9 protein-coding genes are annotated in these 13,484 nt (G+C 63.7%); 4 read left to right on the forward strand and 5 right to left on the reverse strand.

What is annotated here, in order from left to right:
* Together AC1DQP_RS08415 and AC1DQP_RS08420 are read left to right on the forward strand one after the other, a co-directional pair.
* The coding region (locus AC1DQP_RS08415; RefSeq protein WP_478051409.1) for a hemagglutinin repeat-containing protein at window positions 1–4,339 on the forward strand (4,339 nt) is incomplete at its 5' end.
* A gap of 593 nt (window positions 4,340–4,932) precedes the next feature.
* Window positions 4,933–5,403, forward strand: coding sequence for a hypothetical protein (locus AC1DQP_RS08420; protein WP_478051410.1), 471 nt, complete (start codon window positions 4,933–4,935; stop codon window positions 5,401–5,403).
* A 220-nt stretch (window positions 5,404–5,623) separates the two neighbouring features.
* Here AC1DQP_RS08420 and AC1DQP_RS08425 read toward each other — a convergent pair whose 3' ends face one another.
* Window positions 5,624–6,826 (reverse strand): ISL3 family transposase, encoded by a 1,203-nt coding sequence (locus AC1DQP_RS08425; protein WP_478051413.1) that lies wholly within the window; start codon window positions 6,824–6,826, stop codon window positions 5,624–5,626.
* Window positions 6,827–7,064: 238 nt separating this feature from the next.
* Between AC1DQP_RS08425 and AC1DQP_RS08430 the strand changes: the two genes are divergently transcribed.
* Window positions 7,065–7,835, forward strand: a complete 771-nt coding sequence (locus AC1DQP_RS08430; protein WP_457318180.1) for an RHS repeat-associated core domain-containing protein — start codon at window positions 7,065–7,067, stop codon at window positions 7,833–7,835.
* A 10-nt stretch (window positions 7,836–7,845) separates the two neighbouring features.
* Entirely contained in the window at window positions 7,846–8,244 is a 399-nt protein-coding gene (locus AC1DQP_RS08435; RefSeq protein WP_457318179.1) for a hypothetical protein, read from the forward strand.
* 91 nt (window positions 8,245–8,335) lie between these two features.
* Here AC1DQP_RS08435 and purD read toward each other — a convergent pair whose 3' ends face one another.
* The 4 genes from purD to purH all read right to left on the reverse strand — a co-directional run bounded on the left by purD (window position 8,336) and on the right by purH (window position 13,093).
* Window positions 8,336–9,622, reverse strand: coding sequence for a phosphoribosylamine--glycine ligase (purD, locus tag AC1DQP_RS08440; protein ID WP_457318178.1), 1,287 nt, complete (start codon window positions 9,620–9,622; stop codon window positions 8,336–8,338).
* Window positions 9,623–9,702: 80 nt separating this feature from the next.
* The gene (locus AC1DQP_RS08445) at window positions 9,703–10,629 is read right to left on the reverse strand and encodes a hypothetical protein (RefSeq protein ID WP_478051411.1); all 927 of its coding nucleotides are present in this window, start codon (window positions 10,627–10,629) and stop codon (window positions 9,703–9,705) included.
* Window positions 10,626–11,492 (reverse strand): hypothetical protein, encoded by an 867-nt coding sequence (locus AC1DQP_RS08450; protein ID WP_478051412.1) that lies wholly within the window; start codon window positions 11,490–11,492, stop codon window positions 10,626–10,628. The genes AC1DQP_RS08445 and AC1DQP_RS08450 overlap by 4 nt, the downstream gene beginning before the upstream one ends.
* Before the next feature lie 17 nt (window positions 11,493–11,509).
* Entirely contained in the window at window positions 11,510–13,093 is a 1,584-nt protein-coding gene (gene purH / locus AC1DQP_RS08455) for a bifunctional phosphoribosylaminoimidazolecarboxamide formyltransferase/IMP cyclohydrolase (RefSeq protein ID WP_457318176.1), read from the reverse strand.
* Window positions 13,094–13,484 lie beyond the last annotated feature (391 nt).

The following is a 13,484-nucleotide window of genomic DNA, read 5'->3' on the forward strand; positions in this document are numbered from 1 at the left end:
CCACAGTTCCGAGTCCAGCCAGAGCAGCAAGAAGAGTGGCTTCAGTGGCGGCTTCTCCAATGGCGTGGCCTCGGTGGGCTATGCCAAGTCCAGCAGCAGCGGCCAGAACGCCACGCAGGCCACTACCCAGGTCGGTTCGGCCATCGCCTCGCGCGAAGGCAACGTGCTGATCAGTGCCGGCAACCAGCTCACCCTGGCCGCCTCGGACGTTGCCGCCGGCGAGAACCTCACCCTGGTCGGCAAGGACATCGCGCTGCTGGCCAGGCAGGACACGCTGGACACGCAGAGCAGTCAGGCCAGCACGTCCAGCGGCATGTCGGTCGGCACCACCTACGACCCCACCAAGGCCTACCGCAGCGCCCGCGACTCCACCACCGACGGCATGGCCGACAGTGGGTCGACGATGGGCAAGATCACCCGCACCGGCGAWGGCGCTGCGTCCGGCGCCCGTGCAGCGACCACGTCCACCGTGATCACCGGCGGCAGCCAGCGCTCGAGCGGCAACCAGCGCGAATCCACCAGCGACGCCCGCGTCACCCAACTGGCGGCAGGCGGCGACATGACGCTGATCGCCAACGGCGGCTCCATCACCAGCCAGGGCGCGCAGCTGTCCGCCGATGGCAATGCGGTGCTGTTGGCGACCAAGGACATCGTCTTCGACGTCGCCCACAACACCGCCTCCAGCAGCAGCGACAGCCGCGGCAAGGGCTGGGGGTTCGCCAACAACACCAGCGGCCTGCCGTTCGGCACCAACAACTCGCGCAACGAAGGCGCCGGCCAGAGCGACACCATCACCGGCACCCAGCTGTCGGTCGGCGGCGGGGTGCGCATGGCCACCACCGAGGGCAACATCCGCCTGACGGCGGCCAACATCGCCGCCGAAAAGGACGTCAACATCCGTGCCGCCGGCGACCTGCTCATCCGCAGCGGCCAGGACACCGTCAGCAATGCCAACACCGCCGACAGCAAGGCGATCGGCACTGTGCAGATCTCCGATACCGAAAAATTCTCCGGCTGGCATCGCGAGCAGCACGAGGACGACAGCGCGATGGTGTCCCAGGTCGCCAGCACCATCGGCAGCCTGGGCGGCAACGTCAACCTCGGCGCAGGCGGCAAGTACACCCAGATTGCCAGCAACGTGGTGGCCGCGCAGGACGTCAACATCACCGCGGCCGAGATCGAACTGCTCACCGCCGATGAAACCGGGCACGCCTCGCAGCGCGATAAGGACCTGAAGATCGGTGTGTTTGCGCGGGTCAAATCGCCGTTCATTGATCTGATCAACAATGTGGATGCTGCGCGGCAGTCGGATGGGCGGTTGCAATCCATGCAGGGCATGGCGGCCGCAGCCAACGCCTATCAGTCGGCCAGCGCCATCGCCAGCGCGTTGGATGCAGGTGGCAGCGGGCTTCTGTTCAGCGCCGAAGCCGGCATCGGCTTCAAGACCGCCAACAGCAGCTCGGAAGGAAGCAGTGCCATCTCGCGCGGTTCCACCATCCAGGGCGGCGGTAACGTCAACCTGACCAGCACCAGTGGCGATATCCACATCGTGCAGGGCAATCTGAGCGCCGGTAACACGCTGAGCCTGGACTCGGCGCGCGATATCCTGCTCGAAGCCGGGCAGGCGCATGTGGTGGACCGCAGCAAGAGCAGCAACGCTGGCGCGGAAGTTGGCGTGGGTGTGCAGGTGGGCGCGCAGACCGGCGTCTACGTGTACGCCGAAGCCAGCGTGGGCAGCAGCAAGTCGAACTCGGACAGTCGCACCTGGCAGAACACCACGCTCACCGGCCAGAACATCTCGCTCAAGGCCGAAGGCGACACCACCTTGCGCGGTGCAACCGCGACTGCGGACCGCATCGATGTAAAGACCGGTGGCACGCTGACCATCGAGTCGCTGCAGGACGTGGCGGAGAGCATGTCCAAGAACAGCCAGGTGGGCGGCCGGGTGCAGGTGTCCATCGGCACCGCCTGGAACGTGGATGGCTACGCCAGTGCAGGCAAATCCACCGGCAGCTACCAAGGCGTGGGTCAGCAGTCCGGCCTGTTCGCTGGCGCGGGTGGCTATCACGTAGACGCAACCCACGTAAATCTTGTGGGTGGGGCCATCGCGAGTACCAACGCAGCCAACAGCGAACTGACTGCCGAAACACTGACCTTCAGTGACCTCCAGAATCACATGCAGCACAACACCGCCTCGGCCGGCATCAGCGGGGGCTATAGCGGTGCCATGGATGGCTGGACGCGGCAGCTCGACGGCGCCACGCCGAACTTCGGCCCCGGCTTGCCGATGATCGATAAGGGCGGTGACAGTAGTACCACCTATGCCACTCTGACCGAAGGCAGCATCGTTATCGGTGGCAAGCAGACCACAGCCGCCGAGCTGGGCCTGAACACGGATGCCGCTGCGGCACATCGCGCGATCGATGCACTTCCCAATGTCGAGAAGCTGCTGGCGGATCAGCAGGCTATGGCCGCGGCGATGGGTACGGTGACGGCTACCAGCAAGCAGATCGCAAACGATATCGGCGGGCAGGCGATGCGCAACCTGGAGAACGACTATGTTTCCAAGTTGAGCGACGAGGAGAAGGCGCGGTTCAAGGCGCAGAGCGCACAGGATAAAGCGTGGGAGCTGAAGACTCAGCGCGGTAGCGACTTCAACGCCGCCGAGGACCAGATGAAGAGCTGGGGCATCGGCAGCGCCAACGGCCGCGCGCTGGAAGCGGTGACCGCGCTTTTGGTGGGGGGGATGTCCGGCCAAGGCGGGGGGCAGTTGGCTGCGAATGCGTTGGCGCCGTATGCGGCCCAGCTGATCGGAAGCAAGTTCGACACCGACCATGGCAGCGATCCAAATGTCGCAGCGCAAGCGCTCTCCCACGCACTACTCGGTGCCGTTCTTGCTGAGCTCAACGGAGGCTCCACGGGGGGCGGGGCGTTGTCCGCCGCCGGAGGTGAGCTTGCCGCCGGCTTCCTGAAAAATGCATTCCCCAACGCCGATAGGGAAACCATTTCGGCGCTTTCGCAAGCAGTCGGGGCATTGGCCGCTGGCATGGCGGGGGGAAGCCTCTCTAGTGCCGCCCTTGGCGCAGGTATCGCAAAGAACTCAGTCGAGAACAACCGGCTGCTGACAGCGACAGAGCTCGTTCGCATCAAGGAGCTAAGCGACGGAGGCGGGCTAAGGGAAGCAGAGCTTACAGCCGCGGCTTGCGCTTTGGTCAAGTGCTCATCTGGCTTTGCGGAGGGCAGTGCCGAGCGAGCTCACTGGGCCGCCATTGAAGCGCTGGGCGGCACCCCGGAAGCTCAAGAGGACCGGGAGTGGATGAAGGCACAGGTTCAGCACAGCTATCTGTATACCGCCGGCAACGGAATGGCGGCAGAAGACCAACTATTTGGCTACGACGCTACTGACCACTTTTTCGACTGGAATTCCCGAAATCAGATCGGCACACGGACGCTCGGCGGCCTTCAGGCTCTTGGAGGCGGACTCCAGGCAGCAGGGGGGCTATTGCTGATTCCAACCTGCGAGACGGTGATCGGTTGCATTGCGTCGGGATACTTGACCGTCAGTGGCTATGACAACGCAGTTGCAGGGTCGCGCACGGTCGTCTACGGCACGTCTACTAACACTTGGGGTGGGCAGATATTCCAAGCGGCTGGGCTTTCACCAGAAGCGGCAGAGCTGTTGTATGCGATGACACAGCTTGGTGCAGTCTCGCGTGCTTCAACGATGAAGCCGGGCGTGTTTTCTGCTAGTTCCACTGCCCCAGATCCTCAGCTTTCATATACCCAAGCTCCGTTCACGACGCGCGGGCTTGATGTAACAGCGGATATCATGAAGACGCCTGAGGCTCAGGCGCTTGTGAATGAATACATGAAATCCGGGGCCACTCCTGCTCTTGCGAAAGAATACGCCCAGCTCGGATTGGCTTCGGGGAATTCACTGCCTAAGGTGATAAACGTCGGTTCTGGATTTGAACTGATTAAGCTTGTGCCGAAGAATGCACACTCTACGGCCGGTAGTGACGCAATTAGCGCATACAGCCCCTTCTTTGTTACGAGAGAGGAGTATGTGAAGATATCGAGAATGACATCTGTTGAAGCGGCAAAGTACCTTGGGCTCCCCGCGGAACAGGGTATTCGTGGCGCTCACCTTGGCTTTGATGCCTACGCCATGACTCCTAAGCCTGGCCATACACCGTCAATCTTCAAAAGTGAAGTTGCCCCGGTCAGTCAAGGGAACTATTCTGCAAAGGGTGGCGCTGAGCAGGTCTTGGTGCCAAACCGCAGTCAGTGGACCGATCCGAATTCGTCGAAAATTGGCGAGATAAGAGGTGCTTTTTAAATGAATGTGGTTCTTCTGAAGGAATACTCGGCGCGCGTTCGCTGTCTCATAGATGCGTCCCCGCAGTCGAATCGTGTTGCTAATTATTTTCGTTCTAACGAGTTCCTCCAAAAGGCACTTTTGGATGCAAGTCTTGAAATGGTCAGTCAGCCCCGAAATGACGCTGGGCTAACGAGATGGATGATGGAGAACTCTGGGCGGGATGATATCGTTCTACTCGATGCGCTGGCGTGCTTCCTGATTCTTCTGCGTGGCTGGGATCTTCCGTAGCAGTGACGATCATTCGAGCGGAGATTCAGTTTGTTGTCCCGTGCTTCGTGCTTCGTGTGCTATTGAATATAGTTAACGGTTGATGTTGGGAGGTAACCCTTTAACGGTGGGGCATCTTTGTGTGGGTACTCCATGGTTATACATATTTGTATCTATCTTTGGGTGGCCTTCAGGCTCTTGCTCTGCAATCAAAGGCAATGGCGAGAACTATCGCGTGCGGCAATAGATAAAATTGACAGAGTTGCCTGTCAGATCACCACGTCCGAGAAATTCTCCGGCAGGGATCGCGAGCAGCACGTAAAGACAGCGCGATGGTCTCCCAGGTGGCCAGCACCATCGGCAGTCTGGGCGACAACGTCAACCTCGGCGCATGCGGAAAATACACCCAGATTGCCAGCAACGTGGTGGCCGCGCAGGACGTCAACATCACCGCGGCCGAGATCGAGCTGCTCACTGCCGATGAAACCGGGCATGCCTCGCAGCGCGACAAGCACCTGAACATCGGTGTGTTTGCGCGGGTCAAATCGCCGTTCATTGATCTGATCAACAATGTGGATGCTGCGCGGCAGTCGTATGGGCGGCTGCAATCCATGCAGGGCATGGCGGCCGCAGCCAACGCCTATCAGTCGGCCAGCGTCATCGTCAGCACGTTGGATGCAGGTGGCAGCGGGCTTATGGTCAGTGCCGAGACTGGCATTGTCTTCAAGACCGCCAGCATACTTGAGGCAATGGCCTCAATTGAATCCTCGTCGCTGCCCGCAGCAAGAAAGGCGAAAGCAATTGCTAATCTGTAAAGGGGGGGGGTGCTTTCAACGCCAACACGGTGGGATCGGGTGGTGCAAGAAATTCAACAGTCAAGAGTTTCTGTAATGGATCAATATGCGAGTACTTAATGGTTATTAATCCAATTAAGCTGCGTGATAACGGCTTCTCGGACGAGATGATCCGATACTTCATGGATGTGCAATATGATCCTGATCTTCCGATGGGGAATGTTGCTATAAGTAAGGTTCTTCACCCAACTCCGGGGAAGGCCGCCCGGATCTTCAGGAAGAAGTACGCGTCGTCTCGGTATCCGTAGGCGACGCGCTTGATGACCTTGATCTTGTTATTGATGCCTTCCACCAGGTTCGTCCCGAGAGGCCACCGGCAGTGGGCCAGGATGCCCGGCAGATAAGGCTGCAGACGGCGGACAAAGATGCGCAGCGGCTCCAGCCCGCTTCGCAGGGCGCGATGCTTCCATGACCGCCAGGCCTTCTCCGCCCAGCTCTGGCTTCGGTAGCGCCACAGCTGCTTCAGGTCGTCTTTGAGCAGATARGTGGTCAGCAGGGCTTTGTTGGCKGCCAGCAGCTCCTCGAGTTGGACGCGCTGCTCGGCCGGGACGTTKTGCCGATTGCGCAGCAGGAGCCAGCGCGAGGTCTTCACCACCCGTCGCGCGGGCTTGTCGGTGCGCAGACGATTGGCCTCGTCCACCCGCACCCGATCAATGACTTCGCGCCCGTACTTGGCCACCACGTGGAAGAGATCGTAGACCACTTCAGCATTGGGGCACTGGGCTTTGACCTCCACATCAAAGGCCGAATTCATGTCCATTGCTACGGCTTGGATGCGTTCGCAACCGACCCTGCCGAGTAGCTCAAAGAAGGGACGGATGTCAGCGCGGCTGCGTCCTCGGCCGACCCAGAGCACGCGCTTGCGCGATGGCTCGACSACCACGGTGGCGTAGCGATGCCCCTTCTGGATCGCAAACTCGTCCATCGCGATCACGCGTAYGTCCGATAGGTCCACTGGGCCCAGCGTCTGCATCAGATGCCKGAAATCAAGCGCCTTGACCGTCTTCCAGTCCAGACCATGCCACTTTGCGGTGGCATGGATCGAGGTGGTGGCGCACATGCGTGCCACGCTCTGCGCAAGCCGTTGCGTTACYCGGGCATGCCGCTCCAGCCAATCCAAGTGCTCCAATTTTGGCCCACAGCGAGGGCAGGCCAGCCGCTGCCGCTGGACTTCCAGCTCCACCGGCTGGTCGAACACGGGCAAGTCACGGATGCGCCGGAGCGTCTGGTCGTGGATGGCCACGACCCACTTGCCGCAGCCACTGCAGCGGCGTCGGCGGCGTGAATCAGGCAACAGCGAAAGCACCAGCCACGTGGCTCCGCCACGTGACTCGCGGCGCCATCCATCCAGGCGATACCCCGCCCAGCCTCCCAGCAACGGCATACAATCCAGCTTGGCCACGGCCGGCCTCGGTTTGTAGTCTCGACAACCACAATCTAGCTGGCCGGCCGTGCGCCTTCTCCCCTCAGATGGGAGAAGAACCAAAAATAAGAAGGTTATTCCAGCGTCGACTTCGCTACTCGCCTTGCTGTGCTACGCGATGGTGATCGTCCTGTCATCGATTTGGCCTGCTAGCGCCCAGACGGTCACCTATATACATACCGATGCTCTAGGTTCGGTCGTGGCTGAGTCTGACGCAAGCGGAAATGTGACCAGGAGATATGACTACGAGGCCTATGGGGCGGTCGTGGGCGACGAGGTTCCTAATGGGCCTGGTTACACCGGGCATGTGAGTGATCCGGCTACCGGCCTGAGCTACATGCAGCAGCGCTACATGGATCCGCAGTTGGGCGTCTTCCTGTCGGTAGATCCCGTGTCTGCATATCAGCAGCCTGTGGTGCAGTTCAACCGGTACCGATACGCAAACGGGAACCCATACAGGTTTACAGACCCGGACGGGCGAAACGCTGCAGCTTTGGTGCCATTGCTGATCATACCAATCGTGGTTGGCGCTACGTACTACGCGACGACGACACCGGAGCGACGTGCTGAACTTGGCAACAAGTTGGAGGGGGCTATAAAGGGCTTGGTGCAAAAGGCCGAGCCGGCTACTCCGGAACCTGCACTTCAGGACGGTGGGTCGATAGCGGGCGACACAAAGACGGGAAGCGAAGGAGGGACAAGTGGAAAAGCCGCGGGTGGCGAGCGGGGAACCATTTACGTTGATTCGAAAGGCAACGCCATCCCGACACCTCCGGGTGGCAAGATTGAAGGCTCACCAGATGGGCGGTTTGTACAAGCCAAGGGCCCTGACGGCAGTTCGACTGGGGTTCGGATCGATGGCGGCCACAAACCTTCTACTCATCCCGATCCAAGAGCACAGCAACCTCATGGTCATGTGCCGGGTGTCACCAACGCCGACGGCACCCCATGGCTCCCGTTGAAGAAGTAGGAGAAAATTGATGCTGAACGATCAAGATGTGGAACAGAGTATTTATTGCGCGACAATGCTTGTCAGGCGTTTCGTATGTTGCGAAATTTCTGCACGTTCATTCGTTGAGAGCTACGGGAACTTTTACTACTACGAGGCTCTGGATGGTCATGAGGCCTCAAGTGCATTGAATCCTGCGGAGTTGGCAAAGCTAAAGTTCGCGGTCGAGCTCCACCGACGGATACAAGAGCAGGTGGTAAATGCCTTGGTACTTGATTCACCGCTCTCTGCCGAAGCATTGAAGGCGGCAGGCAGGTTGCTTGAGCCTGATGCACGTGCTCACGCGCAGTCGATTTGCGCCGAAGTCGGCCTTGACGCTCTCCTTGCGTCGATGAGCGTGGAGCAGGACGCCGGCCGGATGGCCCCATGATGGATGGTGGCTCCTGATTTCTACGTCTGGTCGGCGCCGGGACGGAAAATCATGCGCTGACTGCAAGCCAGCGCATGAGACTATCCAGGGCTCAACCGCGCTCCCGCGCGATCGCCCGCCAGCCGATGTCGTTGCGGTGGAACTCGTTTTCCCAGCTGACCGCCGCCACGCCGGCGTACGCGTTGGCCTGCGCATCGCCTACGCTGTCACCCAGCGCCGCCACGCACAGCACCCGGCCGCCCGCGCTCAGCACCTGGCCCTGCGCGTCCAGCACCGTGCCAGCGTGGAACACCTTGGCGCTCGTCGGCACCGCGTCCAACCCGTGGATCACATCGCCGGTGATCGGGGTTTCCGGGTAGGGCGATGCGGCCATGACCACACCCAGCGACGGACGCCGATCCCACTGCGCTTCCACCGCGTGCAGGCGTGCATCGATGGCCGCGTCGAGCAGGTCCACCAGGTCCGACTGCAGGCGCAGCATCACCGGCTGGGTTTCCGGGTCGCCGAAGCGCACGTTGAATTCGATCACCTTCGGCGCGCCGTCGGCATCGATCATCAGGCCTGCATAGAGGAAGCCGGTGAACGGAATGCCGTCGGCGATCATGCCCTGCACGGTCGGGTTGACCACCTCGCGCATCACGCGGGCATGCACCTCATCGGTCACCACCGGGGCCGGCGAGTACGCGCCCATGCCGCCGGTGTTGGGACCGGTGTCGCCGTCGCCGACCCGCTTGTGGTCCTGCGAGGTGGCCATCGGCAGCGCGGTGGTGCCGTCCACCATCGAGATGAAGCTGGCTTCCTCGCCGTCGAGGAATTCCTCGATCACCACGCGTGCGCCGGCATCGCCGAACGCGTTGCCCGAGAGCATGTCACGCACGGCGTCCTCGGCCTCGGCCAGGGTCATCGCCACGATCACGCCCTTGCCGGCGGCCAAGCCGTCGGCCTTGACCACGATCGGCGCGCCCTTCTCGCGGATATAGGCCAGCGCCGGCTCCACCTCGGTGTGCACCGCGTAGAACGCGGTGGGGATGTTGTGGCGGGCCAGGAAGTCCTTGGCGTAGGCCTTGCTGCCCTCCAGCTGCGCAGCGGCGGCGGTCGGTCCGAAGATACGGTGGCCGGCGGCGCGGAAGCGGTCGACCACCCCCGCCACCAGCGGCACTTCCGGGCCGACCACGGTCAGGCCGATGCCTTCGGCGGCAACCAGCGTCAGCAGGCCGTCCAGGTCGGTGACCTTGACCGGCACGTTGCGGCACTTGGCCTCGGTCGCGGTGCCGGCGTTGCCAGGGGCCACCAGGACCTCGCTCACCTTCGCGGACTGGGCCAGCTTCCAGGCCAGGGCGTGTTCACGGCCGCCGGCGCCGATGACCAGGATCTTCAATGCACTTCTCGCGTAAGGGGGCGGGACCGCGATTTTACGCGGTGCGGGCCGGTGCTGCATGGCACCGGGGCAGGGCGTGGTTACCCCTCGCAGTCCTCTCGCTGCAGGTCGGCGGGCACCGCATAGCGACGCGTGCCCGGTTCGTACTCCAGCCGGTGGTCCTGCCGTCCATCGCCGCTGCAGCCCTGGCCGCGGACGCGTACCGTCAGCGGCCAATACCCGGCCACGGCAGCGCCGCTGCCCACGGCAATGGCGAAATCCAGGTCGAGGGTCGGGGCATCGCAGGGCGTTGTCGCATTCCCGCAGCCCGTGGCGGCGCGGTTGTCGATGTGTTCGTACAGCACTGCGACCTCGCGCAGGCGATCGTCGTGCACGGCGATGTAACTGCGCGATACCGTTGCGGTGCCGCGATGGAGCCCGGCATGGGTAATGCGGAAAGCGTGGCGCTGCGGACCGAGCTGATCGATCTGGACCGTACCGGGCGCGCCCCTGCGGCCGTACTGGCCCTGCAGCCGTTGCGCGATCACCCACAGCGGTCGGTCGACGCCGAGAGTCTCGGAGAACGCACGCTCGTTCTCGTCCTTGCCGAACAGCGGCGTCTGCCCATCGCGCAGCACGTACAGATCCAMCCGGCCAGGTTCGACGCTGGCCGCGTCATCCAGGGTCTGGCACACCGCCAGCAGGTGCTGCACATGGCCATCTGTGTCGATCGTGGCACGTGCACAGACCTGGCGCGTGACCGGGCGCTGCGCCTGCACGTCGGTGTCGTCCCAGCGATCCTGCCAGGGCGCGTCCAGCCGGGCACTGGCGCCGTAGCGATCGTGCAGGAATTCCAGCAGGCGCTGCGCATCGGTACCGCTGGGGTAAAGCGTGTCCTCCACCGCCACCGTGCTGTCCAACACCCGGCGGGGCGTGTCGTTGACGGCGGGTGGGTCGCCGCAGCCGGCCAGCAGCGCAGGCAGCGCGAGCGCCAGAAGCCACCGGCATGCGCGACGCCCGCGCGTCACTGACAGCTTTCGCGCTGCAACGCTTCGGGGAACGTGTAGGTCCAGGTTTTGGCATCCAGGCTGAAGCGATGCTCGGCGCGCACTTGTTTGCCGCCACAGCCGCTGCCGGTCTCTTCGATCACCAGCGGCCAGGTGCGGGCGCTGCGGTCGCTGTCATCGAAACGGTAGGCGAACGCAATGTTGAACATCCGGGTGCGGCATTCTTCGGCAAAGTCGGCATCGTCGCAGTCGTAGGCGGCGCTGTTGTCGATATGGCTGCGCAGGGAGCCGGCGTCGACCAGGCCCTTCGGACCGGGCAGGATCAGCGTCTGCGTTTCCAGGGAGTAACCCTGGCCGTACCAGCCACTCTCGTTGCGGAAGCCGTAGAAGTCGCTGCCGGCGCGGATCACCTGCACCGTGCCGGGACRGCCGCTGCTGCCGTAGGTGCCGCCGGTGAGTTCGGCGGCTACCTCGAAGCTGTCGCCGCTTGGGCGCAGCACGTAGAAATCGATCGTGCCGGGGTCGGCATGGCCGGCGTCCGCCAGCTCGCCGCATACCGCCAGCAGCTGCTGCCAGCTGTCACCACTCACCACCGGCTGCTCGGCACAGACCTGCAGATCGGTTGGACGGCTCTCGTCGTCCTGGGTCCACTGGCCGCGCCACTGTTCGGAGAGCCGGGCGGCCTTGCCGTAGCGCGCGGTCAGGAATGCCTGCAGCCGCGCGGTGCGGCTGACATGGGCGACCGGCGCGGCAGGCGCAGCCGCAGGAGCGGCCGTTGCCGCCGGTTGCGCCGGGGCGGGGTCGGCGGCCGGCTTGCAACCGGCCAGGACCGCGCTGGCGCCGATGGCCAGCGCGAGCAGGGACTTCAGGGGTGATGCGGACATCCGTGTCGCTCCTTGGATCAATGCCGGAAGTGGCGTACGCCGGTGAACACCATCGCCAGGCCGTGCTCGTCGGCCGCCGCGATCACCTCGTTGTCGCGCATCGAGCCACCCGGCTGGATCACCGCCTTGATGCCGGCGGCGGCCGCGGCATCGATGCCGTCGCGGAACGGGAAGAACGCATCGGAGGCCATCACCGAGCCCTCCACCACCAGGTTCGCATCGGCCGCCTTGATGCCGGCGATGCGCGCCGAGTACACCCGGCTCATCTGGCCGGCACCGACACCGATGGTGCGGTTGTCGCGGGCGTAGACGATCGCATTGGATTTGACGAACTTGGCGACCTTCCAGGCGAACAGCAGGTCGGCGAACTGCTTGTCGGTCGGTGCGATCTTGCTCACGACCTTCAGTTCGTCACGGCTCATGCCACGGTTGTCGGAGGACTGCACCAGCAGGCCCGAACCAATGCGCTTGGTGTCGTACTGGTTGCGACCGTCGCCATGCGGGATGCGCAGCACTCGCACGTTGGCTTTCTTCTGTGCATATTCCAGCGCGGCCGGCTCGAAGTCCGGGGCGATCAGCACTTCCACGAACTGGCGGTCCAGGATCACCTGGGCGGTGGCGGCATCCAGCGGTGTGTTGAAGGCGATGATGCCGCCGAATGCGCTGGTCGGGTCGGTTGCATAGGCCAGCTCGTAAGCATCGCCGTTGCCGGCGCCCACGGCCACGCCGCACGGATTGGCGTGCTTGACGATGACGCAGGCCGGCACGTCGAACTGGCGCACGCACTCCCATGCGGCATCGGCGTCGGCCAGGTTGTTGTAGCTCAGTTCCTTGCCCTGCAGCTGCTGGAAGGTCGCCAGCGTGCCGGCCACCGGGGACAGGTCGCGGTAGAACGCGCCGCTCTGGTGCGGGTTCTCGCCGTAGCGCAGGTCCATCACCTTGGCGAAGCTTGCATTCATCTGTGCGGGGAATTCAGTACGGACCGGCACGGCGGTGTCGGTGGTGGCCACCGCCGAGAGGTAGTTGCTGATCGCCGCGTCGTACTGGGCCACGCGGTTGAACGCGGCCACCGAGAAGGCGAAGCGCTTGGCCGCCGACAGCTGGCCATCGTTGGCGGCCAGCTCGGCCAGCAGTTCGGCGTACTGCGATGGATCGGTCGCCACGGCGACGCGGGCGAAGTTCTTGGCCGCCGAACGCAGCATCGCCGGGCCACCGATGTCGATGTTCTCCACGGCGTCTTCCAGCGTGCAGTCGGCCTTGGCCGTCACCGACTCGAACGGATACAGGTTGAGCACCAGCAGGTCGATCGCGCCGATGCCGTGTTCGGCCATCACCGCCTCGTCCAGCCCGGCGCGGCCGAGCAGGCCACCGTGCACCAGCGGATGCAGGGTCTTGACCCGGCCGTCCATCATTTCCGGGAAGCCGGTGACATCGGCCACGTCCTTGACCGCCAGGCCGGCCTCGCGGATCGCCTTGGCGGTGCCGCCGGTGGACAGCAGCTCCACGTTGCGGGCGGCCAGGGCACGGGCGAGGTCGATCAGACCGGTTTTGTCGGAAACAGACAGGAGGGCCCGGCGAACGGGCAACAGATCAGCAGTCATGGGGACAGGGCAATCGGCAGCGGAGCGGGGCCGATATTGTAGGCCGTGGGGGCCGGCGAGGGGGCCGCCCGGCGGATATCGACGCCGCCGGCCGCGTCCGGCACAGCCGCCGGGCCGGCCACGGGCCAGGCGCTGTGTGGCCCGGCGTGGCCTGACGGCGGGAAGCACCAGCGCTGGCCGGAAGCGCGGGGCGATAGGGTAGGCTGCGCGTTCTGCCAGGGATTTGCAGGTCCAGATCGTGTCGACAGCAACAGGGAAGGTGACGCTGCTTGCCGGCGTCGTGGCGTGGGCCAGCCTGATGGGCGCCGCGCAGGCRCAGGACGCAGCCAGCGTGGCCGAGGCGCCGGTGCGGGTGGTGGACGTGGCGATGGCAGCGGCGTCGGCGCGCGAC

The organism is Stenotrophomonas sp. P5_A8 (assembly GCF_056400545.1).

What these genes read in the sequence shown, in the direction of transcription:
- purH (WP_457318176.1), bottom strand. Translation starts at nt 13,093, where the DNA reads ATGACTGCTGATCTGTTGCCCGTTCGCCGGGCCCTCCTGTCTGTTTCC.
- AC1DQP_RS08435 (WP_457318179.1), top strand. Translation starts at nt 7,846, where the DNA reads ATGCTGAACGATCAAGATGTGGAACAGAGTATTTATTGCGCGACAATG.